Here is a 26,156-nt window from a genome sequence, read left to right as displayed (position 1 = left end):
CGCATGGCCGCTCGCTCTGGAATCCGCAATGATTTGCTGGCATGGCACGCGGCATGAGCAACGCAATCGCCGCCGTCATCCTTGCCGCGGGCAAGGGCACCCGCATGAAGTCCGATCTCCACAAGGTGCTGCACCCCATCGCGGGGCGGCCGATGCTGATGCATCTGATGGCCGCGGTCGATGCGCTGGCGCCCGCGAAGAAGGTCGTTGTCGTCGGCGACAAGGCCGACCAGATCGAGACGGCGCTGGCGGGCAGCGCGGCGCTGGCGGTACAGGAGCCGCAGCTCGGCACGGGGCATGCAGTGCAGCAGGCACAAGCCGCGCTTGCGGGCTTCGCCGGCGATGTGCTGATCCTCTATGGCGACGTGCCTTTTGTCCCCACGGCAACGATGCGGGCGATGGTCGATCGTCTGAACGCCGCCGATGCGCCCGCGGTTGTCGTGCTTGCGTTCGAGCCGGCCGATGCGCTGCAATATGGCCGTGTCATCACCGACGGCGATCGCGTCGTGAAGATGGTCGAGCATAAGGACGCGAGCGAGGCCGAACGCGCGGTACGCCTCTGCAATTCGGGACTCATGGCGGCGAAGGCGGCCGATCTGTTCGCGCTGCTCGCGCGCGTCACCGACGATAACGCGGCGAAGGAATTTTATCTCGTCGATATCGTGAATATCGCCAATGCCGACGGCCGGCACTGCGCGGTGGTCAGGACCGACGCCGCCGAAGTGGCCGGAATCAACAGCCGCGCCGAACTTGCTGCCGCCGAGGCGCAGTGGCAGGCGTTCAAGCGCGAGGAGGCGATGGCGGGCGGCGCGTCGCTGCGGGCGCCCGAAACGGTCTGGTTCAGCTGGGACACCGAAATCGGCCGCGACGTGACGGTCGAGCCTAATGTCGTCTTCGGCCCCGGCGTCCGCGTCGCCGACGGCGCGACGATCCGCGCCTTCAGCCATATCGAGGGCGCGAGCATCGGTGCGGGGTGCGAGGTTGGCCCCTATGCCCGGCTGCGGCCCGGCGCGGTGCTGGAAGACAAGGCCAAGGTCGGCAATTTCGTCGAGGTGAAGAAGGCGGTGCTCGGCAAGGGCGCCAAGGCGAACCACCTCAGCTATATCGGCGATGCGACGGTCGGGGCGGGCGCGAACATCGGCGCGGGCACGATCACCTGCAACTATGACGGCTATTTCAAATATCAGACGGTAATCGGCGAACGCGCCTTCATCGGGTCGAACAGCGCGCTGGTCGCGCCGGTGAAGATCGGCGCCGACGCGATTGTCGGGGCGGGCAGCACGGTGACGCGCGACGTGATGGATGGCGAGCTTCGCATCGTCCGCGCCGAACAGTCGGTGAAGCCAGGCTGGGCCGACCGCTTCCACGATGCGATGCGCAAGAAGAAGGCGGCGGAGAAAAAGGCATGAGCGACCGGTACGACGACAAGCCCTTCCTGCGCTATGTCGACGCCTGGGTGCTCGACGCGATCGGGCATCTCGACGAGGCGACGCGCGCCTATTGCGCGGCGATGGAGCCGACGCTGCGCCACAGCCTGGGCCTTGCCGGAAGCTGGCAGGAGATGGTCGCGCAGCAGATGAAGTTCGCGCCCGACCTTCCGGCGCAGATCCGCAAGATATGGGACGACGGCCGCGTCAAATTCGCCGCCGCGCACGGCCGCCCCGCCGATCCGGTGCAATTCGCGATGACCTTCGTCGACCGCAATTTCGGGCGCGCGTGAGGATTGACATGATATCATGATATGATATCAGTATATCAATGACGCGGATACTTGCCGACCTGCCCGATGAGGACATCGAGCGCCTTGACCGCATCGCGCGCGAGCAGGGCAAAAGCCGCGCGGCCGTCCTGCGCGAGGCGGTGGCGGCCTATAATGCGCAGCCCTCGCTAGAGGGTGGCGACTGGATTGATCAGGGCTTCGGCCTTTGGGCCAGGCATGGTCTGGCAGAGGATCCGGCCGATTATGCCCGGCGCCGGCGCGCGGAATGGACGCGCCCGTGGGACGATGATTATGAGGAGGTTCGGGCCGAATCTCCCGACCTGTTCGATGCCGAGGATGATCGGCAGCGCCAGCTCTATCTCGATATGCTTGCAGGCAAATATCCTGCGCCCAAGGCACCGCCCCGGCCGTGAGCGGTTATGCTTTCGACGCCAATATCGTGATCGATGCGCTCGCGGGCTACCCGCCGGCCCGCGCGGAGATTCAACGTGCGGTAAGCCATGGTTCGCGACCGTGGATCAGCCGCATGGCGTGGATCGAAGTGCTGTCGAAAGGACATGACGCCATCGTCCGCGAGGCGACCGCGTTCCTCTCGCACTTCGGGCTTGATGAAATCGACGAAGAGATCGCCCAGCGCGCCGCGGCGTTGCGCCGCGATCGGCCGCGGTTGAAATCGCCCGATGCCATCATACTTGCGACGGCCCAGATCAGGGGGCGCGTCCTCGTGACCCGAAACATCAAGGATTTTCCGGCGGCGATGCCGGGCATCCGCGTTCCTTACACGCTCTAGAAGAAAGCTTAGCCCCCATGTGCGGAATCATCGGAATTATCGGCCAGGCCCAGGTGGCGGATCGCCTCGTCGACGGGCTGAGGCGCATGGAATATCGCGGCTATGACTCGGCGGGCGTTTGCACGGTCGAGGACGGCCAGCTGATCCGCCGCCGCGCCGAGGGCAAGCTCAATAATCTCGTCAAGGAACTCGCCGGCCATCCGGCGCCCGGCACCGTCGGGATCGCGCACACGCGCTGGGCGACGCACGGCGCCCCGACGACGAGCAACGCGCATCCGCACGCGACGCAGGAAGTGGCGCTCGTCCACAACGGGATCATCGAGAATTTCAAGCCGCTGCGCGAGGCGTTGCAGGCGCGCGGCCGCGTGTTCGAAAGCGAAACCGACACCGAAGTCGTCGCGCACCTCGTTTCGGAACAGGTCGAGGCGGGCAAATCGCCGCAGGAGGCGGTGCAGGCGGTGCTGCCGCAGCTTCGCGGCGCCTTTGCGCTCGCCATCGCCTTTCGCCAGCATCCCGATTTGCTGATCGGTGCGCGCCTCGGCTCGCCGCTCGTCGTCGGCTATGGCGAGGGCGAGACCTATCTTGGCTCCGATGCGCTCGCGCTTGCGCCGCTGACGCAGAAGATTTCCTACCTCGAAGAGGGCGACTGGGTCGTCATCACGAAGGACGGCGCGCAGATCCACGACGCCGACAACAATCCGGTGACGCGCGAGATCACGACCTCGGGCGTCACCGCCGCGGCGGTCGAGAAGGGCAATTACCGCCACTTCATGCAGAAGGAAATTTTCGAGCAGCCGACCGTCGTCGCGCAGACGCTCTCCTCCTACATCCGTCCGCTCGAACAGACGGTGGCGCTGCCGCAGATGGATTTCGACCTGTCGGCGATCGACCGCATCACCATCGTCGCGTGCGGCACCAGCTATTATGCCGGCATGGTCGCCAAATATTGGTTCGAGACCTTTGCGCGCGTTCCGGTCGACATCGATGTCGCGAGCGAGTTCCGCTACCGCGATCCGGTGTTGCAACCGGGCGGGCTCGCGCTCTTCATCTCGCAGTCGGGCGAGACCGCCGACACGCTTGCGGCGCTGCGCCATTGCAAGGCGAACGACCAGACGATCGCGGTCGTCGTAAACGTGCCGACGAGCAGCATGGCGCGCGAGGCCGACCTGTTGCTCCCGACGCATGCGGGGCCGGAAATCGGTGTCGCGTCGACCAAGGCCTTCACCTGTCAGCTCGCGGTGCTCGCGGCGCTCGCCGCGCACCTCGCGCTCAAGAAGGGCAAGTTGACCGAGGGTGACGAGCGCGAGATCGTCAAGCATCTGATCGAAGCGCCCGCCGCATTGAACGCCGCGCTCGCGCATGACGAGGAAATCGCGGCGATGGCGCATCTGATCGCCCCGGCGCGCGACGTCCTCTATCTGGGGCGCGGCCCCGACTATCCGCTGGCGCTCGAAGGCGCGCTGAAACTCAAGGAAATCAGTTACATCCACGCCGAAGGCTATGCCTCGGGCGAGATGAAGCACGGCCCGATCGCGCTGATCGACGAGGCGGTCCCGGTGATCGTCCTCGCGCCCAGCGGGCCGCTCTTCGAAAAGACCGTCAGCAACATGCAGGAAGTGATGGCGCGCGGCGGCAAGGTCGTGCTGATTTCGGACGCGGAAGGGCTTGCCGAAGCCGGCGACGGCTGCATGGCGACGATCGAGATGCCCAAGGTCCACCCGCTGATCGCGCCGCTCGTCTATGCGGTGCCGGTGCAACTGCTGGCCTATCATGTGGCGGTGGCGAAGGGGACCGATGTCGACCAGCCGCGGAACCTCGCGAAATCGGTGACGGTGGAGTGACCTGGAACACCACCTGCCACTGCGGTGCCGTGTCGGTACGGCTTGCCAAGGCGCCCGAGGAGGTGGCCGAGTGCAATTGCTCGCTCTGCTTATCGCATGGTATCCTCTGGGCCTATTATTCGCCGAAGGACGTCACGATCGAGGGCGAAACGCGGACCTATAATCGCGCCGACCGGGCGAACCCCAATTCGGATCTGCATTTCTGTGCGACCTGCGGCTGTTCGACGCATTGGTCGGCGACCGCGGGGCTGATCGAGCGGATGGGCGGCGCGGTCGATCTGATGGGGGTCAACATGCGGCTGTTCGCGCCCGACCGGCTCAGCGGGTTGAAGCTCGTCTTTCCCGACGGGCGCGGCTGGTCGGGTGAGGGGCCGTGGGGCTATGCGCGCGACGCGGCGGTGATGCCTTGAGGCCGGCGGTTCACTCCGCCGCGTTCGCTTGCGCCAGGATCGATGCCGCAATGTCGTCGATCTTGCCGGCGACCAGAAGCGGCGCACCGCCGACCATGCCGACCTGCGTCTGGCCATTTTCATAGTCGCGAAGCCAGGCGACATTTTCGGCAACGAGGAGATAGTCGCCGCCGCGCGATTTCAGGGTAATGAATTTCATGACTGTGTCTCCTGACCCCGGCCGCTCTATCGGTGAAGTATGAAGATAATGAGTTTCGCGTGATGCCCACCGCCATCATTTTCGATTTCGACGGCGTCATCGCCGACAGCGAGGTGCGCGCGAACACGACGCTTGCCGAAAGCCTGACCGCGATCGGCCTGCCGACGAGCTATGACGAATGTCTGCGCGACTATTACGGCCATAATTGGCAGGAGACGCAGCGGCGGATCGAGGCGCGGCTGGGCGGGCCGCTGCCCCCCGATTTTCGCGAACAGCACCGCGCGCGGGCGCGAGAGCGCTTTGCCGAGGGCTTTGCGCCGGTGCCGGGGGCACCCGAGTTTCTGGCGACGCTGGGCGACCGGCCGCGCGCGATCGCCTCGTCGAGCAGCCCTGCCTATATCGCCATGTCGCTCGACCGCTTCGGGCTTGCGCATCATTTCGGCCCGCACGTCTATAGCGCCGACGGCTGGGATCGCGGCAAACCGCATCCCGACATCTATCTGGCGGCGGCGAAGGGTATCGGCGCCGATCCCGCCGCCTGTCTGGCGATCGAGGATTCGCCGACGGGCGCGCAGGCGGCGCTTGCCGCGGGGATGACCGTCGTCGGCTTTTGCGGCGCCGGGCATATTGTCGATCGCGGCGCGCATGGCGCGATGCTGCGCGCCGTCGGCGTGCACCATATTGCGGAGGACTTCGCCAAGCTGCACCGCCTGCCGATTGCAGCCACCGCATAAATTGCTGTCCTGCAAGGGAAAGGCCGGTTAGGCTGCGAGTAACCCGGCGATCCGTCCGCGCGAACCCTGATCGCGCGTGACGACCGCCGGTTTCCTGCCGTTTCTCACGGCCCACCCCACCCGAGGAGAGATGCGATGTGCGATGAATTTACCGAAGCCGACCTCGACCGCGCCGGTCTGCCCGTGCGGCGCCGCGATTTCGGCGCGCTGATGGGCGTCGGGGCGGTGGCGGCGATGCTGCCCGCCGCGGCCTGTGCCGCCGGGACGATCAAGGGACGCGACGTCACGATCACGACCGACGACGGCACCGTCGACGCCTATTTCGTCGCGCCGGGCGAGGGCAAGCATCCCGGCGTGCTGATGTGGCCCGACATTCGCGGGCTGCGCCCCGCCTTTCGCCAGATGGCCGACCGGCTTGCCGGGGCGGGCTATGCCGTGCTGTGCGTCAATCCCTTCTATCGCTGGGCGAAGGCGCCGGTGGTCTATTCGGGGCATGATTTCGACGATCCCGGCGTGCGCGAGACGCTGTTCGGTTATCTCAAGCAATTGAACCGGACGCTCGTGCAGACCGACGCCAAGGCGCATCTTGCCTTCCTCGATGCACAGGCGGAGGTCGATACGGCGAAAGGGATCGGCACCGCGGGCTATTGCATGGGCGGGCCGATGGTCATCTATACCGCGGCGCTGAACCCGGCGCGGGTCAAGGCGGCGGCGAGCTTTCACGGTGCGTCGGTCGCGACCGACAAGCCCGACAGCCCGCATCTGTTGATCCCCGCGAGCGACGCCGGATTTCTTTTCGCGATCGCCGATAATGACGATGCGAAAGACCCGGAGGAAAAGACCCGGCTGAAGGCGGTACTGGCCCCGCGCAAGCAGTGGCACGAGGTCGAGGTGTACAAGGGCGCGATGCACGGCTGGTGCCCGCCCGACGGCCGCGCCTATGACGAGGCGGCGGCCGAAAAGGCTTGGGGGCGGATGCTCGAGCTGTTCAAGGCGGCGCTCTGACGCCGCCGATGATGCGATGAGGGTTCATTTCATTCGGTCGGGCGAGCGGCGTTACGCGATGCGGATCGATCGCGCGTCGGCGCCGGCCCTGGTGATGGATCCCGCGCCGGGTTTCGATCCCGACTTGCCGCACGACATGGTGCATTTTGTCGTCGAAGCGCTTCTCGGGTTAAAAGGCGGCGTGTTCGGCCAGATTGCGGCGGGCGGGGATGCCGGGTCCTTTCATATCGGCGCCCCGGAAGGCGCCGATGCCAGGACCCATCGCCGCGCGGCGCGCAAACAGGCAGCGAAGGGTGCAGCGCTGATGAAGGGGCAGGGGCGCGAAGGCGAACTGTCCGAGCTCGCCGCTTTCCTGTTCGACATCGGCTGGCGCAGCCGGACCCGTCCGGACAGCGCGTCGCAGCGCGCGGCGGTGGACGAGGCTGCGCGCGTGCGCACAACGCTCAGCAGCGACGAGCGCGCGCGGATCGACGCTGTCCGGGCCGACGTGTTTGCCGCCTTCGATACGGTGTCGAAGGCATGGCGGGGGTTACGGTGTGGGGAGGCGCTCGTCCTCGAATGGCCGACGCTTCGCCGTGTCGATCACCCCATCGGGTAGAGGATATCCTTGCCGACGCGGTCGAGTGTCTTCATCAGCGCGGCGTCGAGCACCAGCTCCTTCGCGGCGAGGATCGGTTCGAGCTGGTCGTAGCTGCTGACGCCGACGATGGTCGAGGCGACGAAATCATGCTGCTTCGACCAAGCGGTCGCCATCGTCACCGGGTCGATCCCGGCCTCGGCGGCGATCGCGAGATAGCGTTCGGTGGCGGCGAGCGACTTGTCGTTGACGAAGCGTCGGCCCATCGCGGCCTGGCGTCCCTCCATCGCGAGATAGCGTGAGAAGCGCGCGCCTTCGGGCGTCGCGCCGCCCTGATATTTGCCCGACAGGACGCCGCCGGCGAGCGGCGAATAGGGGATCAGGCTGACGCCCTCCTGACGGCAGACCTGCGCGAGTTCGTCCTCGAAGCGGCGGTTGTTGAGGCTGAAATTGTTCTGGATCGTGTGATAGCGCGCGACCCCCAGCTTTTCCGAGGCAGCGAGCGATTTCATCAGGCCCCAGCTCGTCTCGTTCGAACAGCCGAGGATGCGCACCTTGCCCTCGCGGACCAGTTCGTCGAGCGCGTCCATCATCTCCTCATAGGGGGCGTCATGGTCGGGCCAGTGCGTCTGGTAGAGGTCGACATAGTCGGTCTGCAGCCGCGTCAGGCTTGCTTCGATCGCGGTGCGGATATTGTGACGGTCGAGCGCGGTCATGCCGCCGCGGCACGGCGATTTGAACCAGATGTGGCTCGGCCCCGACACCTTGGTCGCGAGGATGATCGCGTCGCGGTTCTTGGTCTTGAGCCAGCGGCCGACGATCTCTTCGGTGCGGCCGACCCATTTGATGTCGGGCGGCACCGGATAGCCTTCTGCGGTGTCGTAGAAATTGATCCCCTCGTCGAAGCAGCGGTCGAGGATGCGCAGCGCCTCGGCCTCATCGGTCTGACTGCCGAAAGTCATCGTGCCCATGCAGATGTCGGTGACGTGGATGGCGCTCTGGCCCAGGCGGCGCGTTTTCATGGGGCGGATCTCCGGTCTCGAGAGAGGGTGGGAGGCTCGTGCATAGGTTGCGGATCGCAACCTTGCAATCAGATCAGCAACGCGAGCGATCCGACGAGCAGCGCGGCCATCGTCCAGTTGAAGGCGCGCAGCCGTGCGGGCGATGACAGCCAGCCGCGCAGCGAAACGCCCATGACCGCCCACAGGCTGGTCGATGGCAGGTTGATGATGCCGAAGATCGCGGCGACGAGCAGGACCGCGGCGACATTGCGATCGGGCGCATAGAGCGCGATCGCGGTCAGCGCCATCGACCAGGCCTTGGGATTGACCCACTGGAACAGCACCGCCTGCCCGAAGCTCATCGGCCTTCCGCGCGGGCTGTCGCCGCCGCTCGGCGCGCCGGCGTTGGCGATCTTCCACGCCAGCCACAAGAGATAGGCGACGCTGATGATCTTGAGGATGAGGTTCAGCACCGGAAACAGGTCGAACAGGCCCATCAGCCCGAGGCCGACGAGGACGATCATCAGCGTGAAGCCGAAGCCCACGCCGAGCGCATGCGGCACGGTGCGGCGCAGGCCGAAATTGGCGCCCGACGCCATCAGCATCATATTGTTCGGCCCCGGCGTGATCGACGAGACGAGGGCAAACGCGGCAAGCGCGGCGAAGGTGGTCTGTTGCATGCCGCGCAATATAATGGCGATGCTCTCGCGACGGGTTGCAAATTTGGGCGCCGATGCGATAAGTTTTGCAACTTATGGCTGGATTGGATCAGATAGACCGCAAGATATTGCGCGAACTTGCGAGCGAGGGGCGAATCTCCAATATCGAGCTCGCTGACCGCGTCGGCCTGTCGCCCTCGGCGTGTCTACGCCGCGTGCAGGAACTTGAGCGCAGCGGGGTCATCAAGGGCTATCGCGCGGTGGTCGATCCGGCGAAGCTGGGGCTGACCTTTCTGGCCTATGTGACCGTCGGCCTGTCGTCGCACACGAAGAAGTCGCAGGGCGATTTCGAAGCGGCGATGGCGCTCGCACCCGAAGTGCGCGAATGCCATAATATTACCGGGACGATCGAATATCTGCTGCGCGTAGAGACGCAGGATCTAGCGGCGTACAAGCATTTCCATACCGAAGTGCTCGGCGTGCTGCCGCAGGTCCATTCGATCACCACCTATGTACTGATGGATTCGCCGAAGGACGAGCGGGCTTGATCGAGGGTAACGCCTTGAACTGCATCGTCCGCCACCGCATATCGGTTTCATGCTGAAACTGTCCTTCCTCGATCTCGTCCCCGTCACCGACACGGGCACGATCGCCCAGTCGCTCGCCAATGCCGCCGATCTCGCCCGCCATGCCGAAGCGCTCGGCTATGCGCGCTACTGGGTGGCCGAGCATCACGGGATGGCGGGGATCGCGAGCGCGGCGACGTCGGTGGTGCTCGCGCATATCGGGCAGGCGACGTCGACCATCCGGATCGGCGCCGGCGGGATCATGCTGCCCAATCATGCGCCGATGGTGATCGCCGAACAGTTCGGGACGCTGGAGGCGCTGTTTCCCGGCCGTATCGACCTTGGCCTCGGCCGTGCACCGGGGTCTGACGGGCGCGTCGCGCAGGCGCTGCGCCGCAATCTGGCGAGCGACGAGCGCCAGTTTCCGCAGGATGTCGTCGAATTGCAGGCCTTTCTTGCCGGGGACGACCGGCTGGGTATCCGCGCGGTGCCGGGCGAGGGGACGAAGGTGCCGCTGTGGATCCTGGGGTCGAGCCTGTTCGGCGCGCAGCTCGCGGCGATGCTCGGGCTGCCCTATGCCTTTGCCAGCCATTTCGCGCCCGATGCGCTCGACGAGGCGCTCGACATCTATCGCCGCCAGTTCCGCCCGTCGGAGCAGCTGGCCGAGCCTTACGCTGCCGCTGCGTTCAATGTCTTCGCCGCCGACACGCGCGAGGAGGCCGAATTGCTCGCCTCGTCACAGCAGCAGGCGTTCGTCGCGCTGCGCACCGGCAATCCGGGCAAGATGAAGCCGCCGCTGGCGGGTTACAAGGACAGCCTGCCGCCCAATGCGCGCGCGATCCTCGACCATGTGCTGCAATGTTCGGCGGTCGGAACGGTCGATGACATCGCCGCGGGCCTGCAGGGCTTTGCCGCTCGCACCGGCGTCGACGAGGTGATCGTCGCGTCGTCGATGTACGACCATGGCGCGCGCAAGCGTTCGCTTGCCATCGCGATCGAGGCGGCGAAGCGCCTCTGATCAGGCGGGCGGGTCGCTCGGTTCGGGACGGAAGCTCAGGCTGGCGAGGCGCCACGCCGCGTCGTCGCCCATCAGGTCGGCGGCGGTCGGCACGTCGGCGGGCGAGGGGCAATCGACCTCGGCATCGATATAGCGCCCCGTTTCGCGCAGCCGCACGCTGACGTCGCCATAGCGGGCCTTCAGCGTCGCGATCAGATCCTCTGCGTCGTCGGACAGATCGTTCGAGGCCAGCTTGCGCGGCGTCCCGTCGAGCAGTTCGGCGACCGCCTGATCGAGCGCGCCGAGCGCGTCCTTGACGATCGACAGCGCGATGAACAGCGCCGCCGTCGCATCGGCCCACCACCAGCCGAGACCGATGCCGACGATGCCCGCGATGCCCGCCAGCCCGGTCTGCCAATCGGCCTTTTGCATCAGCGCGTCGGTGTGCAGCACCTTGTCCTTGATGCGTTCGGCGACGGGCTGCTTGATCCGGCCGAGAATGATCGGCGGGACGATCGAATAGACCAGCGCCGCGATCATCAGCCAGCCGAGCCAGACCGTGTGGCCGAAAAGGGTGACGCCGCCGACGGTGGGATGTTCGCGGCGGACGAGCGTGGTGATGCTTTCATAGGACAGGAAAGCACCGACCGAGAGCAGCGCGGTCGCCGCGATCAGAAAGGCCAGGCTGTTGCCCCGCCGATAGCCGAAGGGAAAGCGCCGGTTCGGATCGCGGCGTTCCCACCGCGCCGCGAGGAGGAAGACGATCGCGGGCACCAGGCTCAGAAAATCTTCGATCACCGCCGATTTCATCGCCTGGCTGGCGCCCATCGTCAGCCACATCAGCACGATCACGCTGCTCATCCAGAACAGCGTCCACCATTCGAGCCGCTCGCCGCGCCGGACGTCGGCGGCGATGGCGGGAGCAATACCGCCGTGGACGGTCATCGCCGCGCCTCTGCGACCATGCGGTCGGTTGCGAGGACGAGGGCGTTTTCTCCATTGCGGCGCGCGATGCGCAGCACCGGCATGTCGGCATCGTCGGGCTCGCCATGCGTCAGCGGCTTCGACAGCGCGATTTCGGTCTTCCACGGCGAGGCCTTGGCGAAATGGCCGACCACCGCATCGACATCGCCCTCCTCGAGCATGTGGAGGGCGTGCTCGCCATGCGCCTCGACGCGCGCGACGGTTGCGCCATGCGCCGCAGCGTAGCGACCGAGCAGGTCGAGCGCGGGCGCGGCGTCGGGTGTCGCGGGAAGCACGATGACGCGCATCGTGCCGGTGCGGGAAATGCGTTCGCTGGTGCCGCCGGCATCACGCGGCATGCCGTCGCATGCGGCGAGCAGCAGGGGCAGCAACAGAAGCGCGGGCATCTTTCGCATCATTGGGCGAACGCGGATCAACGGGCTTGGTTGCATCGAACAGAACAGGGTCAGGCGCCGTGTTGACGCGCCTCTGGCGGCGGCGGTATAGGGGCGGCCCGTGCAAGGGCGGCCCGCTTTGGGGTCGCCTTTTTACTTTAGGCTTTTTGGAAAGGTGCCCGATATGTCGATCACGCCGCTGATGCCCGTTTACCCCCGGTGCGGTGTGCGTCCGGTGCGAGGCGAGGGCGCCTATCTGATCGGCGAGCGCGGCGAGCGTTATCTCGATTTCGCGAGCGGTATCGCGGTTAACCTCCTCGGTCACGGCCATCCGCATCTGACGAAGGCGATCCAGGATCAGGCGGCGACGCTGATGCATGTGTCGAACCTCTATGGCAGCCCGCAGGGCGAAGCCTTTGCGCAGCGGCTGGTCGACAATACGTTCGCCGATACGGTGTTCTTCACCAATTCGGGCGCCGAGGCGGTCGAATGCGCGATCAAGACCGCGCGCGCCTATCATTCGAGCGCCGGCAACGCGCACAAGCATACGCTCATCACCTTCAACAATGCCTTCCACGGCCGCACGCTCGGCACGATCTCGGCGACCAATCAGGACAAGCTGCGCAAGGGCTTCGATCCGTTGCTTCCGGGCTTTGCCTATGCGCCCTTCGACGACCTCAACGCCGCGCTCGATCTGGTCGACGACAGCACGGCGGGCTTCCTGCTCGAGCCCGTGCAGGGCGAAGGCGGCATCCGCCCGGCGTCGCAACCCTTCCTGCAGGGGCTGCGCGACATCTGCAACGAACGCGACCTGATGCTGGTGTTCGACGAAGTGCAGTGCGGCGTCGCGCGCACCGGATCGCTTTATGCCTATGAACAGTTCGGCGTCGCGCCCGACATCATGGCGACCGCAAAGGGCATCGGCGGCGGCTTCCCGCTCGGCGCCTGCCTTGCCACCGAAAAGGCGGCGCGCGGCATGGTCATCGGCACGCATGGATCGACCTATGGCGGCAACCCGCTGGCGATGGCGGCGGGGCAGGCGGTGTTCGACGTGATCCTGGAGGATGGCTTCATGGATCAGGTCAAGGCGACGGGCGAGCGGCTGCGCGGCGCGCTCGAACAGCTTATCCCCAATCACGATCATCTGTTCGAAAGCATCCGCGGCATGGGCCTGATGCTCGGCATCAAGATGAAGTCCGACAGCCGTGCCTTCGTCGCGCATCTGCGCGACAATCACGGGCTGCTGACGGTCGCGGCGGGCGACAATGTCGTGCGCATCCTGCCGCCGCTGAACATCGAGCAGGGTCATATCGACGAATGCATCGAGAAACTGTCGGCGGGGGCGGCGAGCTACACGCCGCCGGAAGCATGAGCGCACCTGCGCTGCGGCATTTCCTGAACCTGTCCGACGCGGGCGGGGATGCCATCGCGGCGATGCTCGCCGATGCGATCGACCGCAAGACGGCGCGCGCGGCCTGGCCCAAGGGCCGGGTCGACGCCGACGCGCCGCTTGCGGGTCATGTGCTGGCGATGATCTTCGAGAAGAATTCGACCCGCACGCGCGCGTCGTTCGACATGGCGATCCGCCAGCTCGGCGGCAGCGCGATGGTGATGGAAGCGGGGTCGATGCAGATCGGCCGCGGCGAAACGATCGCCGATACGGCGCGCGTCCTGTCGCGCTATGTCGATGCGATCATGATCCGCACCGATGATCATGCAAAGCTCGAGGAGCTGGCCGAATATGCCAGCGTCCCCGTTATCAACGGGCTGACCGACCTGTCGCACCCTTGCCAGATCGTCGCCGACCTGCTGACGATCGTCGAGGGCGGCAAGGCCTTGCCCGGCCTTGAACTCGCGTGGCTTGGCGACGGCAACAATGTACTCGCCTCGCTGATCGAGGCAGCGGGACTGTTCGGTTTCAACGTCCGCGCCGGGGTGCCGCAGGGCTATGACCCCGACATGCGCTTCGTCGAGGCGGCGCGCGCGCAGGGCGCGCGGATCGATATCGTGCGCGACGCGACCGAGGCGGTGGCGGGCGCCGACATCGTCGTCACCGATACCTGGGTGTCGATGGGGCAGGACCATGCGCATAACAAGCTGGCCGCAATGGCGCCCTATCAGGTCGACGAGCGATTGATGGGCAAGGCGAAGGGCGATGCGCTGTTCCTCCACTGCCTGCCCGCGCATCGCGGCGAAGAGGTGGTCGATGCGGTGATCGACGGCGCGCAGTCGCGCGTGTGGGACGAGGCGGAAAACCGCGTCCATGCACAGAAATCGGTTCTTTTGTGGGCGTTGGGGAAATTGTGAGCGAGACGCGCGAAACCTGGTTCGACGAACCGCTGATCTTCACCATCGCCGAGCGGCATGTCCGCGGCCGCTTCGTGCGGCTGGGGCCGGTGCTCAACCGCATCATGGCGGCGCACAGCTATCCGCCGGTGATGGAAAAGCTGCTCGCCGAGGCGCTGGTGCTGACCGTGCTGCTCGGTTCGACGCTCAAGGACGATGAAAGCCAGATGACGCTGCAGGCGCAGACCGGCGGCGGCCCCGTCGATCTGCTCGTCTGCGATTATCGCGCTGGTGAGCTGCGTGGCTATCTGAAGTTCGATGCCGAACGGCTGGCCGAAGTCGGACCCGACCCGACGCTGTTCGGTCTGTTCGGCGAGGGTTTTCTGGCGATCACCTTCGATCAGGCGGTGAGCGGCGAGCGCTGGCAGGGGATCGTCCCGCTCGAAGGATCGTCGATCGCCGATGCCGCCGAACATTATTTCGAGCAGTCCGAACAGATACCGAGCCTCGTCCGGCTTTGCGCGCGGCACGACGCGGAGCTGGGCTGCGTCGCCGGGGGTCTGCTGCTGCAGCATCTGCCCGACGGCGAGGTCGGGCGCGACCGGATCGAAGCGCGCGCCGATCATCCCGAATGGGAACATGCGCGCACGATTGCGGCGACGCTGAAGGACGAGGAACTGACCGACGCCGCGGCTTCGCTGGAAACGTTGGCGTGGCGGCTGTTCCACGAAGAGGAAGTGCGCGTCGAACCCGGCGTGGCGGTGTCGCGCGGCTGTCGCTGCAACATCGACCATTATGCGCGGGTTCTGGCACAGTTTCCCGAAGCCGAACGGCAGGAAATGGCCGACGACGACGGGATCATCCAGGTCGATTGTGCCTTTTGTTCGCGGCTGTTCCCCGTCCCGCTAGACGAGATCGCGACGCGCCACTGACGCACGGGCCGTCGATGAAGCGAGGCAGGCGTGCGCTGAATGGTTGAAATACGCGGGTTTGATGATTAGGTGATGTGCAGGGGTCGTTGCCGTTCCACACGGAACGGCCGGTGGACAAGGTGCAAATGACGATCTTCTCTCCCATGTTTCGCATATCGGCGATGGCGCTTGCCCTGACCGGAGCGGCGAGCGCGGTGCCTGCGCAGGCGCCGACGCTGGCCATGCTCGACCGGCTGGAAAAGGGCAGTTGGCAGCTGCGTGAGCGCGGCAAGGATGCGGTGCTCCAGACCGTATGTCTGGGCGACGCGCGCCGCCTGATCCAGGTCTATCATCCGCGCGCGACCTGCTCGCGCTATGTGATCGAGGATACGCCGACATCGGTGACGGTGCATTATACCTGCCCCGGCGCCGGGCATGGCCGCACCACGATCCGCAGCGAAACGAACCGGCTCGTCCAGATCGACACGCAGGGCATCGCCGACGGCAAGCCCTTCTCGCAGGCGATCGAGGCGCGCCGCGCCGGCGGTTGCTGAAGCAAACCCTTTGTTAACCATCCTTCGCTAGAAGGGCGATTGCGACACGCCGATGTGTGTCCTTCTCCCTAACGGCATTCATGCCGCACTGGGCCGCCCGTCGAACGACGCGCGGCCCATTTTCTTTGGTGCGCCGCACAAATCGCGGTCTTGCGCGAAGCGCGACGCGGGCGTATCGCGCGGCGATGCAGGATCTTTCCGGAAAAACGGTGATCGTCCTTCTGTCGGGCGGTCTGGACTCGATGGTTTGCGCAGGACTGGCGCGCGAGGCGGGGGCGCGGATTGTCGCGCTGACCGTCGATTACAACCAGCGGCACCGCGTCGAGCTGGACTCGGCGGCGCGGATTGCGACGGCGGTGGGCGCGGCCGAGCATATCGTGCTGCCGCTCGATCTGCGGCGCTTCGGCGGGTCGGCGCTGACCGCCGACATCGATGTGCCGAAGGACGGCGTGGGCGAGGATATTCCCGTCACCTATGTTCCCGCGCGCAACCTGATCTTCCTGTCGCTGACGCTTGGCCTCGCCGAAGCGCGGCGGTCGCAGGACATCTTCATCGGCGTCAACGCGCTCGATTATTCGGGCTATCCCGATTGCCGCCCCGAATTCATCGCGGGCTTCCAGCATCTCGCGCAGCTCGCGACGCGCGACGGCGACAAGGGGGTCGATTTCACGATCCACGCGCCGCTGCAGCATATGACCAAGGCCGACATCGCGGCCGAGGCGGCGCGGCTCGGCATGGATGCGGGGATGAGCTGGTCCTGTTACGACCCGACGCCCGAGGGGCTGCATTGCGGGCTGTGCGACAGTTGCCGCCTGCGCCGCAAGGGCTTCGCCGACGCCGGGCTCGCCGACCCGACGCGCTACGCCGTCGAGGCCTGACCCATGGCCTATGCGGTCAAGGAAATATTCCTGACGCTGCAGGGCGAGGGCGCGCAGGCCGGACGTCGCGCTGTCTTCTGCCGCTTTGCGGGCTGCAACCTGTGGACGGGGCGCGAGCAGGACCGCGCCAAGGCGATCTGCAAATTCTGCGATACCGATTTCGTCGGCACCGACGGGACGCTGGGCGGCAAATATGCCGATGCCGCGGCGCTGGCGGAGCGGATTGGCGAAACATGGGGGGCGGCGCAAGATGACCGCTATGTCGTGCTGACCGGCGGCGAGCCGATGTTGCAGGTCGACGATGCGCTGATCGAGGCGCTGCATGGCGAGGGCTTCACCGTCGCGATCGAAAGCAACGGCACGCTGCCGGTGCCGCGGCTGATCGACTGGATCTGCATCAGCCCCAAGGCGGGCAGCGAGCTGGTCCAGACGAGCGGCGACGAACTCAAGCTGGTGTGGCCGCAGTCGGGGAGCGATGTCGAACGGCTGGCGGAACTCGATTTCGCGCACCGGCTGATCCAGCCGCTCGACGATGCCAATGCCGCGGACAATGTCCGGCACTGTATCGATCTGGTGATGCGCGATCCGCGCTGGCGTCTGTCGCTGCAGACGCACAAGACGCTGGGGCTGCGCTGAGCGAAGAGACTGCGGCGACCGCCCTACTGGCTGTCGACCTGGGCCTTCTTTGCCGCCGGAGCGGGGACGGCGTCGGGATTGTCGCTCTGATCCGCGGGCGCGCTATCGCTGCTGCTGCTGTCGGCGCTTTCGTCGTCGGCCTTGCTGTCGGTCTTTTTGGAATCGCTGCCGGGCACGCTGCTGTCGACCGCGGTGCCGTCGCTCGCCGCATCGTCGAGGACGATCATCGAGTCGCTGATCGTGCCGGGTTCGACTTCGACCGCGTCGAGCTTGGTCGTGGTCTTGCTGCCTTCGCTGCCTCCGCAGGCGGCGAGCGACAGGGCGAGGAGCGAGGTGAGGATGATCCGCGTCATGTGCCGGTCCTAATCGCTGGCCGCGATCTTGTCGAGAAAGGCCGGAAGGGCATCGGCGAGCGCGGCGTCGACAGCGGCGAAATCGGCGGGACGGCCAAGCTCCGCCAGGCTCGTCACCGGAAATTCGGCGATGCCGCATGGCACGATGCCGCCGAAATGCGTCATGTCGGGCGCGACGTTGAGCGAAAAGCCGTGGAGCGTGACCCAGCGCCGGACGCGGACGCCGATCGCGCCGATCTTGGCCTCACGGCCGTCGCGATCGTCGGTCCAGATGCCGATCCGCCCTTCGGCGCGGCGCGCCGCGACGCCGAGCCGCGCGAGCGCGTCGATCACCCAGCCTTCGAGCGCATGGACATAAGCGCGCACGTCGCGCCCGCGCTGCGCGAGGTCGAGCTGGACATAGCCGACGCGCTGGCCGGGACCATGATAGGTGTAGCGCCCGCCGCGACCCGCGTCATAGACCGGAAAACGCGGGTCGAGCAGCTCGGCGGGGTCGGCGCTCGTCCCGGCGGTATAGAGCGGCGGATGTTCGAGCAGCCAGATGCGCTCGCCCGCCGTGCCGGCGTGGATCGCGGCGGCGCGCGCCTCCATATCGGCAAGCGCGGCGGGATAATCGACAAGGCCGGGCGAAACGGTCCATTCGGGAGGCGGGAGCGCGGGCATCGCGCGGCTTCTGCCCCGCGCGGGCGCGAAGCGCAAGGGGGCGGCATCCGCGCCGAACGGGGCTGGACTTTGGCCGCGAAGCCGGTCAGGTTCGGCGCCAATCCGAAGCGATAAATGACGGGGTATCAATGGCAAAATTCGATATGGGCGCGGCGTGGGACGATGCCATTCAGCTTTTGAAGGCACACCGCCCGCTCACCGGCACCATCGCGGCGGTTTTTCTGTTCCTGCCGGCGCTTGCGGTGGCCTGGTTCGGCCCGGCGCCGATCGAGCCGCCCGCCGAAGCGACGATCGACCAGCTGACCGCCGCGATGCAGCAGAATATCCTGCAGATGCTGCCGTATCAGATCGGCGTTGCGCTGTTCACGATGTTCGGGACGGTGGCGATCATGCGCCTGTGGCTGTCGCGGTCGAGCACCAGCGTCGGCGAGGCGCTGGGCTTTGCCGCGTCGATGCTGCTCACCATTTTGGCGGTGCAGATATTGACCGGCCTGATGCTGGGCGTCGGCTTTCTGCTGCTCATCATTCCGGGGCTTTATCTGATCGGGCGGCTCGCTTTTGTCGCGCCGCTGGTCGCCGACCGCGCGATCCGCAATCCGGTCGAGGTGATCGCGACAAGCTGGCAGATGACGCGCGGCAATGGCTGGCGCATTTTCCTCTTCCTGTTTCTCGTCACGCTGGTCGTCATCATCGCGGCATCGCTGGTGGGCGGGCTGGTCGGCATGATCGGCGGCGCGGGCAGCGTGGGCAAGATGCTCGGCGGGCTGGTCGAAGCGGGCTTCGGGCTCGTCGCGACGATGATCTCGATCGCGATTTCGGCGGCCGCCTATCGGCAGCTGGCGACAACCCAGGCGGGGGATATCTTCGCCTGACCATGTCCAACAGGGGAGAATGGATGTGAATAATATCAGCATCAGTCAGGCCTGGTCCTATGCGACCGGCTTTTTCAGCGGCCGCGCCGCCGAGCATGCCATCGCGCTGATCGGCGTCGGCATTGCGGTGCCGCTGATCCTGCAACTCGCGCTCGGCGGCGGCATGGCCGCCTTCGATCCGGCGCGGATGACGAGCGGGGCAGGGGCTTTCGCCGCGTTCAGCGGTTTTGCGATCCTGCTCGGCTTGGTCAATTACATCCTCCAGACCGGTAGCTATTTCGCTTCGTGGCGACTGGGCTTCAGCGACGGTCAGGAAAATGTCGGCGGTGCGCTGAGCTATGGGCTGGTGGCCGCGCTGCCCGTGCTCCTTTTCACGGCGGCGATCCTCTTCGTGATCGGCATCATCGGCTTTCTGCTCTTCGGCGGCGCCGTTGCGCCGGCGCTGCTCAGCGGCCGCCAGCCGAGCGAATCGGCGCTGGCGGGGATGGGTTTCGCGATGCTGATCCTGGTGCCGCTGTTCCTGCTGTTCATCGTCTGGCTCGCGGCGCGGCTGTGCTGCACCGGGCCGATCATGGCCGACAAGCGGACCTTCAATGTCCTGACCGGCCTGTCCGAATCGTGGCGGATCACCGGCGCGGCACAGTGGAAGATCTTCGCCTATTTCATCCTGCTGGGCATCGCCTTCCTGGTGATTGCGATGATCCTTGGCGCGGTGGTCGGCTTTTCGGTCTTTGCGAGCGGCGGGATGCCGGGCGCGGGATCGATGGTCGGACTGATCGTCGGCAGCATCGTGATGAGCATTCCCGTCGCCTATCTGCAGGTCGGGATTCCGGCGGGCATCTACCGCGCGCTCGGGCCCGTCGATGCGGGCAGCGTTTTCGCCTGATCGACGGTCAATATCGCAAGAATCAGGGGCGCCCGCGGCCGACGCGGCGCCCCTTTTTCGTCAGCTCCACTTGGCGAGGGGCGGCAGGCTCATCAGGATCGCGTCGATATTGCCGCCGGTCTTGAGCCCGAATAACGTCCCGCGATCGTAAACGAGGTTGAATTCGGCGTAGCGCCCACGCCACACCAATTGCTCCTCGCGCTCGGCGTCGGTGAAGGGCTGGTTCATCCGGCGGCGCACGATCTGCGGGAAGATGTCGAGGAAGGCCTCGCCCACGGCGCGGGTGAATTCGAAGTTGCGGTCGAAGCCCGCATCGTCGGCGCATTCGAGATGGTCGTAGAATATCCCCCCGACGCCGCGATGGACGCCGCGATGCGGGATATAGAAATAATCCTCCGCCCATTTCGAATAGCGGGCATAGGCATCGGGACCGAAGGGCGCGCAGGCGGCGCGCAGCCGCGCATGAAAGGCGTCGGTGTCCTCGGCATAGGGGATGGGCGGATTGAGGTCGGCGCCGCCGCCGAACCACCGCTTCGTCGTGGTGAGGAAGCGGGTATTCATATGCACCGCCGGAACATGCGGATTGGCCATATGCGCGACGAGGCTGATGCCGGTGGCGAAGAAGCGCGGGTCGCTTTCGGCGCCGTTGATCGATTGGGCGAAATCGGGCGCGAACTCGCCCGCGACGGTCGAGACATTGACCCCGACCTTTTCGAAAACCCGGCCGGTCATCACCCCGCGCACGCCGCCGCCGCCTTCGCCCGCCGCAATACCTTCGGCCTCGCGGTCCCACGGCGTATAGGCGAAACGCGCGTCGCTGCCCGCCTCGGCCTCGATTGCCTCGAACGCGGCGCATATCCGGTCGCGCAGCGACTCGAACCAGTCGCGCGCCGCCTGTTGCTGGGGATCGAGCGAAATCATGACGCAAAGCCTTTCGTCTGCCGGAGTGCCTCGGCCAGCGCGATGCCAGCCGCGACCGCGACATTCAAGGACCGAAAGCCCGGCCGCATCGGAATCGCGACCCGCGCCGCCGCGGCGGCATGGACATGCGCGGGAACGCCCGACGACTCCGCGCCGAGCAGCAGCACGTCGCCCTCCTGAAACACGAAATCGGGCAGGGCGGTCGCGCCCGCGGTGGTCATCAGCACCAGCCGCCCGCCGTCGGCGCGGTTCCAGTCGCCGAAGCCCGCCCAATCGGCGTGGCGCCGCACATTGGCGCGCGCGGCATAATCCATTCCGGCGCGGCGCAGCGCCTGGTCGGAAAAAGGAAAGCCGCACGGTTCGATGATGTGCGCCGGAACCCCGAAGCAGGCCGCGGTGCGCAGGATGGTGCCGACGTTACCGGCGATGTCGGGCTGAAACAGGGCGATTTGCATCGCTCCGCCTTAGCTTCGCGCGCCTGCGGAATCGAGAGGGGGCAACATAGCGGTCACAAAGCGGAAATTGCCTGTTGGCAAGGCTGTTGTGTGCGGCTATCAGGCCCGCAATTCCCGGAGGGGCCGCCGGGATTTGCGACGCTTTGCGCGCGTAAAACGGGGTGGCCAGTTTTCCGAGAACCATTGTCAGTTCACCCAGCGCAAGGGCAATCGAATGGCCAGTGAATCCAATCTCAACGCCGGCATCGAGGATGGCGTGCGGCGCCGGGACTTCATCAATATCGCGGCGGTCAGCTTCGCGGGTGTTGGTGCGGCCACCGTCGTTTTGCCGCTGGTGAACCAGATGAATCCGTCGGCGGACGTGCTGGCGCTGTCGTCGACCGAAATCGACATTTCCGCGATCCAGTCGGGTCAGGCGATCAAGACGAGCTGGCGCAAGCAGCCGGTGTTCGTCCGCAACCTGACGCCCGTCGAAATCGCCGAGGCGAAGAAGGTGCCGCTAAGCGACCTGCGCGATCCGCAGACGCTCGACGAGCGCACCAAGCCCGGCAAGGAAAACTGGCTGATCACGCTGGGCGTCTGCACCCACCTGGGCTGCGTGCCGCTCGGCGCCGCCGAGGGCGAGCCGCGCGGCGATTATGGCGGCTATTTCTGCCCGTGCCACGGTTCGCACTACGACACCGCGGCGCGTATCCGCAAAGGCCCGGCGCCGAAGAATCTGTTCGTGCCGCCTTATGAATTCAACAGCGACACCGTCGTGACGATCGGCTGAGGAGCGAGATAAGATGAGCTTTCCCTGGGCCAAGAACTATGAACCCCAGCAGCCGCTGATGAAGTGGCTCGACGCGAAGCTGCCGCTGCCGCGTCTCGTCTATAATGCGATCGGGGCCGGCTATCCGGTGCCGCGCAACCTCAACTATTTCTGGAACTTCGGCGTCCTCGCCGGGGCCGCGCTGGCGATCCAGATCATCACCGGCATCGTGCTGGCGATGCATTATGCCGCCAATGCGGGCGTCGCGTTCAACTCGGTCGAGCATATCATGCGCGACGTGAACGCCGGCTGGTTCCTCCGCTACGCGCATATGAACGGCGCGAGCATGTTCTTCATCGTCGTCTATCTGCACATCTTCCGCGGCCTTTATTACGGTTCGTACAAGGCGCCGCGCGAAATGGTGTGGCTGCTCGGCGTCGTGATCTTCCTCCTCATGATGGCGACCGCCTTCATGGGCTATGTCCTTCCCTGGGGCCAGATGAGCTTCTGGGGCGCGCAGGTGATCACCGGCTTCTTCTCGGCGATACCCGCCGTGGGCGATCCGATCCGCGTCTGGCTGCTCGGCGGTTTTGCGCCGGACAACGCCGCGCTCAACCGCTTCTTCTCGCTCCACTATCTGCTGCCCTTCGTGATCGCGGGTGTCATCATCCTGCACATCTGGGCGCTGCATATCCCGGGGTCGTCGAACCCGACCGGTATCGAGGTGAAGGACGAACAGGACACCGTCCCGTTCCACCCCTATTACACCGCGAAGGACGGTTTCGGCCTTGGCGTGTTCCTGATGATCTTCGTCGCCCTGACCTTCTTCAGCCCCAACCTGCTCGGTCACCCGGACAATTATATCCCGGCGAACCCGCTTTCGACGCCGGCGCACATCGTTCCCGAATGGTATTTCTGGCCGTTCTACGCGATCCTGCGCGCCTTCACCTTCAACTTCCTGTGGATCGATGCGAAGCTGTGGGGCGTCATCGCGATGTTCGCGGCGATCGCGCTGCTCTTCTTCCTGCCGTGGCTCGACAGCTCGCCGGTGAAGTCGTCGAACTATCGTCCGCTCAACCGCATCTTCTTCTGGATCCTCGTCGTCGACGTGTTCATCCTGGGCTATTGCGGCAAGAGCCCGGCGGAGCAGCCCTATGTGATCCTCAGCCAGCTGTGCGCGGCCTATTATTTCGCGCACTTCCTGATCATCCTGCCGATCATCTCGCGGATCGAACGGCCTCTTCCGATGCCGAATTCGATCACCGAGGCGGTCCTCGCCAAGAATGCCGACGCGTCGTCGGCCCCGGCAACGGCCTGAGCGCCGGACTTTTATAGGAGCTGATACAGCCATGGTTCGTCCGCTCGGATTTCTCGTCGGCCTGGGTTTCATCCTGGCGCTGCTGTGCGCGATCTTCACTACGCCGCTCTCGAACGAGCCCAACGCGGTGCATGAATTCCACAAGCACCCGCGCCACCTCGCGCTCGCCAGCGACGGCATGTTCCCCCATTGGGACAAGGCCCAGCTGCAGCGCGGGATGCAGGTGTACAAGGAAGTGTGCTCGGCCTGTCACAGCCTGAACCTCGTCGCGTTCCGCGACATCGCCGAACTCGGCTATACCGAGGGTCAGGTGAAGAGCTTCGCCAAAAGCTATGACAATATCCCGTCGATCAACCCCGATACGGGCGAACCGGCGACGCGCACCGGCCTGCCGTCGGATCACTTCCCGGCGCCCTATGCGAACGAAACCGCGGCGCGCGCGGCGAACAACAATGCGCTGCCGCCCGATCTTTCGCTGATCACCAAGGCGCGCGAAGACGGCAAGAATTACGTCTATTCGCTGATCACCGGCTTCCAGAACCCGCCGGCGAACCTGCCGAAGGAACTGCAGCCGGCGACCGGTCTGCACTACAACCCCTATTTCGCGAACCTCAACCTCGCGATGGCACCGCCGCTGGCCGATGGTCAGGTGACCTTCGCCGACGGTTCGCCGAACGACCTCAAGAGCATGGCGAAGGACGTGACCGCCTTCCTGGTGTGGACGGCCGAACCCAAGCTGGTGAAGCGCGTGTGGACCGGCTGGGCCGTGTTCCTTTACCTTCTGATCTTCACCATCCTTGCTTATCTGTCGTACCGGAACATCTGGGCCGGCAAGGAACATTGAGGATCGGGGACGCGGGCATAGCGAAGGGCGGTCGACGATGATCGCCCTTCCGCCGCGTCCCGACCTTGACCTGTCGGAGCTCGTGCGCACGATCCCCGATTTCCCGAAACCCGGGATCCAGTTTCGCGACATCACGACACTGATCGGCGACGCGGCGGGCTTTTCCGAAAGCGTCCGCCGCCTGGCAGACCGCGCCGCCCGCTATCGCCCCGACCTGATCGTGGCGGTAGAGGCGCGCGGTTTTCTGTTCGGCGCGGCGATGGCAACCGCGCTCGGTATCGGGCTGGTGCCGGTGCGCAAAGCCGGCAAGCTGCCCGGCGTGACCATCGGCGTCGACTATGAACTGGAATATGGCACCGACCGGCTCGAACTGCACGAAGGCGCCGTCACCGAGGGTCACCGCGTGGTGCTGGTCGATGATCTGCTCGCCACCGGCGGGACCATTCTCGCGACCGCCGAATTGATGCGCAGCGTCGGCGCCGACGTCGCCGCGGCGCTGTTCGTCATCGACCTTCCCGACCTCGGCGGCTCGCAGCGGCTCAAGGCCGCGGGCCTTGCGTGCGAAACGCTGATCGCCTTCGACGGCGACTGAGGCACGGCGGTTTTGGGGTGGGAAGCGGGCGGATCATATCTTAGGTTGTCATTGATGCCGATGAATATGAGACGCTACGGGGAGAGGTCGCGCTACCGGATTGGTTCGGCAGCTCTTGTAGCAATTACTTGCGTTGCTTTAGCGTCGGTAAATATCGGCATTCCCGCGTGGTTTATCTTTCTCGTCGCATTCGTTGCCTCGATTGCCCTGACGATAATGACGTATCATCGCCTTCGCGATACGAAGCTATCCACTGCATGGTTGCTTTTGATGATCCTCCAGTTTGGCATCGGACCAACATGGCATCTTTCGGATCATGTAACTTTCAACATCGGCGGATCAATCATCAGCTTGGTGCCGGTGATATTCGGATGGATCGTGCCCCGAAAGGCGGATCAGAAGATTGAGCTAGAGTCTGCTTAAGGGCCGATTCCAGCCCTGTCCCACCGCATAGCAACGCGGCTTTCTCCAAAAGAAAAAGGCCCGCGTCCGGAGACGCGGGCCCATCGCCCGTTGGGAGTGGCGGGTGCTTCAGAAGGGCACCCAGCTCTGTTTTTTGCGGAATTTCATATAGCCGATATTGGCGCCGAGCCGCGCGCCGACGCCGACGCGGATCGGGATCAGCACCACGTCGCCGCGGCGCAGATAGCTCGCGTTGAAGCCGCCGACGAGATAGGCGGCGCCTTCGCCTGCCGGATAGCGTTTGTAGAGATCCTCGCTGTCGAACAGATTGTAGACCAGCACGAAGGTGTTGCCGGCATTGGCGCCCGCGTCGAAGCCGATCGAGGGGCCCGTCCAGTAGACGGGGCGTTCGCCCTCGATCTTGTGGTACAGCGTGCCCGACCCATAGCGCAGCCCGATGCCGAGCGCGCCGCCGGCTTCGCGGCCGACGATATAGGCGTTGGGTTCGCCCTGCTTCTTCAGAATATCTTCGATGAGGCCGGCGAGGCCCTGCGCACCCTTGCCGAAGACGCCTTCGGCAGCGCCGATCAGATCGTCTTCCTTGTAGGTTGTGGTGTCGTCGGCGGCCGCCGTCCCGGTTGCAGGCGCAGCGGTGGTCGTGCCCGTATCGGGCGAGGTGACCGAATATTGCTCGGCGCCCGTGGCAAGGTCGCTGTCGAGCGACGGGTCGCTCGTCGTCGTGGCCGGCGGGGGAGACGGCGGGGGCGCCGGATTGTTGAGGTCGGAATCGATCGCCGTATTGGGATCGACCGATGTCATCTGCGCGTGCGCCGCCGGCCCGGCGAGCATCAGCCCGATCGAGGCGACCGCCGCAACGGCAATATTGGTAAGCGCATTCCGCATATATTCCCCCAAAAATCGGCGGCTTCGGGCGCCGCAAGCCGGGTTAACCATGACTCATCCTGTCGGCGCGGCAA

The 26,156-nt window shown here is 65.6% G+C and carries 34 protein-coding genes; 24 read left to right on the top strand and 10 right to left on the bottom strand.

The genetic code is table 11. The features are described from left to right. Nucleotides 1–41 precede the first annotated feature (41 nt). From glmU to STE01S_RS04570, 6 genes are read left to right on the top strand one after another with little or no spacing between them, the layout of a single operon-like run. Nucleotides 42–1,409, top strand: a complete 1,368-nt coding sequence (gene glmU / locus STE01S_RS04595; protein ID WP_062765314.1) for a bifunctional UDP-N-acetylglucosamine diphosphorylase/glucosamine-1-phosphate N-acetyltransferase GlmU — start codon at nt 42–44, stop codon at nt 1,407–1,409. After that, on the top strand, nt 1,406–1,720 hold the full coding sequence (locus tag STE01S_RS04590) for a hypothetical protein (RefSeq protein WP_062765311.1): 315 nt from the start codon (nt 1,406–1,408) through the stop codon (nt 1,718–1,720). The genes glmU and STE01S_RS04590 overlap by 4 nt, the downstream gene beginning before the upstream one ends. A gap of 38 nt (nt 1,721–1,758) precedes the next feature. Beyond that, on the top strand, nt 1,759–2,133 hold the full coding sequence (locus STE01S_RS04585) for a ribbon-helix-helix protein, CopG family (protein WP_058811806.1): 375 nt from the start codon (nt 1,759–1,761) through the stop codon (nt 2,131–2,133). Continuing rightward, on the top strand, nt 2,130–2,510 hold the full coding sequence (locus tag STE01S_RS04580) for a type II toxin-antitoxin system VapC family toxin (protein ID WP_003050413.1): 381 nt from the start codon (nt 2,130–2,132) through the stop codon (nt 2,508–2,510). The genes STE01S_RS04585 and STE01S_RS04580 overlap by 4 nt, the downstream gene beginning before the upstream one ends. A gap of 17 nt (nt 2,511–2,527) precedes the next feature. Next, nucleotides 2,528–4,351: a glutamine--fructose-6-phosphate transaminase (isomerizing) gene (glmS, locus tag STE01S_RS04575; protein WP_003050415.1), complete on the top strand. Its 1,824-nt coding sequence runs from the start codon at nt 2,528–2,530 to the stop codon at nt 4,349–4,351. Continuing rightward, complete coding sequence (locus tag STE01S_RS04570; RefSeq protein WP_058811800.1) at nt 4,348–4,761, top strand: GFA family protein; 414 nt, start codon at nt 4,348–4,350, stop codon at nt 4,759–4,761. The genes glmS and STE01S_RS04570 overlap by 4 nt, the downstream gene beginning before the upstream one ends. A gap of 10 nt (nt 4,762–4,771) precedes the next feature. On the opposite strand, the gene STE01S_RS04565 is transcribed toward STE01S_RS04570, so the two are convergent. Beyond that, a complete protein-coding gene (locus STE01S_RS04565; RefSeq protein WP_058811798.1) occupies nt 4,772–4,960 on the bottom strand; it encodes a hypothetical protein in 189 nt (62 codons plus the stop codon). A gap of 62 nt (nt 4,961–5,022) precedes the next feature. Here STE01S_RS04565 and STE01S_RS04560 point away from each other — a divergent pair, with 62 nt between their 5' ends. The 3 genes from STE01S_RS04560 (at nt 5,023) to STE01S_RS04550 (ending at nt 7,297) form a co-directional block, all read left to right on the top strand. Further along, nucleotides 5,023–5,694 carry an HAD family hydrolase gene (locus tag STE01S_RS04560; protein WP_082813225.1) on the top strand — a complete coding sequence of 224 codons (672 nt, stop codon included), beginning with the start codon at nt 5,023–5,025 and terminating at the stop codon, nt 5,692–5,694. Between the two features lie 135 nt (nt 5,695–5,829). Then, complete coding sequence (locus STE01S_RS04555) at nt 5,830–6,699, top strand: dienelactone hydrolase family protein (protein ID WP_003050423.1); 870 nt, start codon at nt 5,830–5,832, stop codon at nt 6,697–6,699. 58 nt (nt 6,700–6,757) lie between these two features. Further along, complete coding sequence (locus STE01S_RS04550) at nt 6,758–7,297, top strand: hypothetical protein (RefSeq protein WP_062765305.1); 540 nt, start codon at nt 6,758–6,760, stop codon at nt 7,295–7,297. Here STE01S_RS04550 and STE01S_RS04545 read toward each other — a convergent pair. After that, nucleotides 7,282–8,298, bottom strand: a complete 1,017-nt coding sequence (locus STE01S_RS04545; RefSeq protein WP_058811794.1) for an aldo/keto reductase — start codon at nt 8,296–8,298, stop codon at nt 7,282–7,284. The two genes, STE01S_RS04550 and STE01S_RS04545, sit on opposite strands and share 16 nt — an antisense overlap. Nucleotides 8,299–8,366: 68 nt before the next feature. Continuing rightward, nucleotides 8,367–8,957 (bottom strand): LysE family translocator, encoded by a 591-nt coding sequence (locus tag STE01S_RS04540; protein WP_062765302.1) that lies wholly within the window; start codon nt 8,955–8,957, stop codon nt 8,367–8,369. Between the two features lie 74 nt (nt 8,958–9,031). On the opposite strand from STE01S_RS04540, the gene STE01S_RS04535 reads away from it, so the two are divergent. Then, a complete protein-coding gene (locus STE01S_RS04535) occupies nt 9,032–9,484 on the top strand; it encodes an Lrp/AsnC family transcriptional regulator (RefSeq protein WP_058811790.1) in 453 nt (150 codons plus the stop codon). Between the two features lie 49 nt (nt 9,485–9,533). Then, complete coding sequence (locus STE01S_RS04530) at nt 9,534–10,520, top strand: LLM class flavin-dependent oxidoreductase (RefSeq protein WP_058811788.1); 987 nt, start codon at nt 9,534–9,536, stop codon at nt 10,518–10,520. Here the strand turns inward: STE01S_RS04530 and STE01S_RS04525 are convergent, their stop codons facing one another. Together STE01S_RS04525 and STE01S_RS04520 are read right to left on the bottom strand one after the other, a co-directional pair. Next, nucleotides 10,521–11,444 (bottom strand): cation diffusion facilitator family transporter, encoded by a 924-nt coding sequence (locus STE01S_RS04525; RefSeq protein ID WP_062765300.1) that lies wholly within the window; start codon nt 11,442–11,444, stop codon nt 10,521–10,523. It abuts the gene before it with no gap. After that, nucleotides 11,441–11,869 (bottom strand): hypothetical protein, encoded by a 429-nt coding sequence (locus STE01S_RS04520; protein ID WP_162928201.1) that lies wholly within the window; start codon nt 11,867–11,869, stop codon nt 11,441–11,443. Before STE01S_RS04520 ends, STE01S_RS04525 begins: the two co-directional genes overlap by 4 nt. A 172-nt stretch (nt 11,870–12,041) precedes the next feature. Here STE01S_RS04520 and STE01S_RS04515 point away from each other — a divergent pair, with 172 nt between their 5' ends. The 6 genes from STE01S_RS04515 (at nt 12,042) to queE (ending at nt 17,122) form a co-directional block, all read left to right on the top strand. Then, on the top strand, nt 12,042–13,229 hold the full coding sequence (locus STE01S_RS04515; protein ID WP_062765294.1) for an aspartate aminotransferase family protein: 1,188 nt from the start codon (nt 12,042–12,044) through the stop codon (nt 13,227–13,229). Next, nucleotides 13,226–14,164, top strand: coding sequence for an ornithine carbamoyltransferase (gene argF / locus STE01S_RS04510; RefSeq protein ID WP_062765291.1), 939 nt, complete (start codon nt 13,226–13,228; stop codon nt 14,162–14,164). Before STE01S_RS04515 ends, argF begins: the two co-directional genes overlap by 4 nt. Further along, nucleotides 14,161–15,075 carry an Hsp33 family molecular chaperone HslO gene (gene hslO / locus STE01S_RS04505; RefSeq protein ID WP_003050451.1) on the top strand — a complete coding sequence of 305 codons (915 nt, stop codon included), beginning with the start codon at nt 14,161–14,163 and terminating at the stop codon, nt 15,073–15,075. Before argF ends, hslO begins: the two co-directional genes overlap by 4 nt. Before the next feature lie 143 nt (nt 15,076–15,218). Then, a complete protein-coding gene (locus STE01S_RS04500; protein ID WP_242664720.1) occupies nt 15,219–15,608 on the top strand; it encodes a hypothetical protein in 390 nt (129 codons plus the stop codon). A gap of 185 nt (nt 15,609–15,793) precedes the next feature. Next, complete coding sequence (queC, locus tag STE01S_RS04495) at nt 15,794–16,486, top strand: 7-cyano-7-deazaguanine synthase QueC (RefSeq protein WP_062765384.1); 693 nt, start codon at nt 15,794–15,796, stop codon at nt 16,484–16,486. 3 nt (nt 16,487–16,489) lie between these two features. Then, complete coding sequence (queE, locus tag STE01S_RS04490; protein ID WP_062765288.1) at nt 16,490–17,122, top strand: 7-carboxy-7-deazaguanine synthase; 633 nt, start codon at nt 16,490–16,492, stop codon at nt 17,120–17,122. 23 nt (nt 17,123–17,145) lie between these two features. Here queE and STE01S_RS04485 read toward each other — a convergent pair whose 3' ends face one another. Together STE01S_RS04485 and lipB are read right to left on the bottom strand one after the other, a co-directional pair. Then, nucleotides 17,146–17,475, bottom strand: a complete 330-nt coding sequence (locus STE01S_RS04485; protein WP_062765285.1) for a hypothetical protein — start codon at nt 17,473–17,475, stop codon at nt 17,146–17,148. A 9-nt stretch (nt 17,476–17,484) separates the two neighbouring features. Further along, nucleotides 17,485–18,138 carry a lipoyl(octanoyl) transferase LipB gene (gene lipB / locus STE01S_RS04480; RefSeq protein WP_062765282.1) on the bottom strand — a complete coding sequence of 218 codons (654 nt, stop codon included), beginning with the start codon at nt 18,136–18,138 and terminating at the stop codon, nt 17,485–17,487. 128 nt (nt 18,139–18,266) lie between these two features. Here lipB and STE01S_RS04475 point away from each other — a divergent pair, with 128 nt between their 5' ends. Beyond that, on the top strand, nt 18,267–19,010 hold the full coding sequence (locus tag STE01S_RS04475) for a glycerophosphoryl diester phosphodiesterase membrane domain-containing protein (RefSeq protein ID WP_058811773.1): 744 nt from the start codon (nt 18,267–18,269) through the stop codon (nt 19,008–19,010). A gap of 25 nt (nt 19,011–19,035) precedes the next feature. Then, on the top strand, nt 19,036–19,896 hold the full coding sequence (locus tag STE01S_RS04470) for a hypothetical protein (RefSeq protein WP_162928200.1): 861 nt from the start codon (nt 19,036–19,038) through the stop codon (nt 19,894–19,896). Nucleotides 19,897–19,956: 60 nt separating this feature from the next. Here the strand turns inward: STE01S_RS04470 and hemF are convergent, their stop codons facing one another. Both hemF and STE01S_RS04460 read right to left on the bottom strand, forming a co-directional pair. After that, nucleotides 19,957–20,817 (bottom strand): oxygen-dependent coproporphyrinogen oxidase, encoded by an 861-nt coding sequence (gene hemF / locus STE01S_RS04465; protein ID WP_062765277.1) that lies wholly within the window; start codon nt 20,815–20,817, stop codon nt 19,957–19,959. Beyond that, complete coding sequence (locus STE01S_RS04460) at nt 20,814–21,272, bottom strand: tRNA (cytidine(34)-2'-O)-methyltransferase (RefSeq protein ID WP_003050476.1); 459 nt, start codon at nt 21,270–21,272, stop codon at nt 20,814–20,816. Before STE01S_RS04460 ends, hemF begins: the two co-directional genes overlap by 4 nt. A 214-nt stretch (nt 21,273–21,486) precedes the next feature. Here STE01S_RS04460 and petA point away from each other — a divergent pair, with 214 nt between their 5' ends. From petA to STE01S_RS04435, 5 genes are read left to right on the top strand one after another with little or no spacing between them, the layout of a single operon-like run. Next, nucleotides 21,487–22,044 carry a ubiquinol-cytochrome c reductase iron-sulfur subunit gene (petA, locus tag STE01S_RS04455; RefSeq protein WP_003050479.1) on the top strand — a complete coding sequence of 186 codons (558 nt, stop codon included), beginning with the start codon at nt 21,487–21,489 and terminating at the stop codon, nt 22,042–22,044. A gap of 13 nt (nt 22,045–22,057) precedes the next feature. Then, the gene (locus STE01S_RS04450) at nt 22,058–23,341 is read left to right on the top strand and encodes a cytochrome b (RefSeq protein ID WP_003050481.1); all 1,284 of its coding nucleotides are present in this window, start codon (nt 22,058–22,060) and stop codon (nt 23,339–23,341) included. Between the two features lie 31 nt (nt 23,342–23,372). Then, nucleotides 23,373–24,185 carry a cytochrome c1 gene (locus tag STE01S_RS04445; protein ID WP_003050484.1) on the top strand — a complete coding sequence of 271 codons (813 nt, stop codon included), beginning with the start codon at nt 23,373–23,375 and terminating at the stop codon, nt 24,183–24,185. A 37-nt stretch (nt 24,186–24,222) separates the two neighbouring features. Further along, nucleotides 24,223–24,777, top strand: a complete 555-nt coding sequence (locus tag STE01S_RS04440) for an adenine phosphoribosyltransferase (RefSeq protein ID WP_062765274.1) — start codon at nt 24,223–24,225, stop codon at nt 24,775–24,777. A gap of 54 nt (nt 24,778–24,831) precedes the next feature. Continuing rightward, the gene (locus STE01S_RS04435) at nt 24,832–25,200 is read left to right on the top strand and encodes a DUF805 domain-containing protein (RefSeq protein WP_062765271.1); all 369 of its coding nucleotides are present in this window, start codon (nt 24,832–24,834) and stop codon (nt 25,198–25,200) included. 108 nt (nt 25,201–25,308) lie between these two features. Here the strand turns inward: STE01S_RS04435 and STE01S_RS04430 are convergent, their stop codons facing one another. After that, nucleotides 25,309–26,082 (bottom strand): DUF1134 domain-containing protein, encoded by a 774-nt coding sequence (locus STE01S_RS04430; protein ID WP_003052374.1) that lies wholly within the window; start codon nt 26,080–26,082, stop codon nt 25,309–25,311. Nucleotides 26,083–26,156: the final 74 nt, after the last annotated feature.

It is taken from the genome of Sphingopyxis terrae subsp. terrae NBRC 15098 (genome assembly GCF_001598815.1).
GTDB classification, from domain to species: Bacteria; Pseudomonadota; Alphaproteobacteria; order Sphingomonadales; family Sphingomonadaceae; genus Sphingopyxis; species Sphingopyxis terrae.
This window is presented reverse-complemented; position numbering and strand designations above follow the sequence as displayed.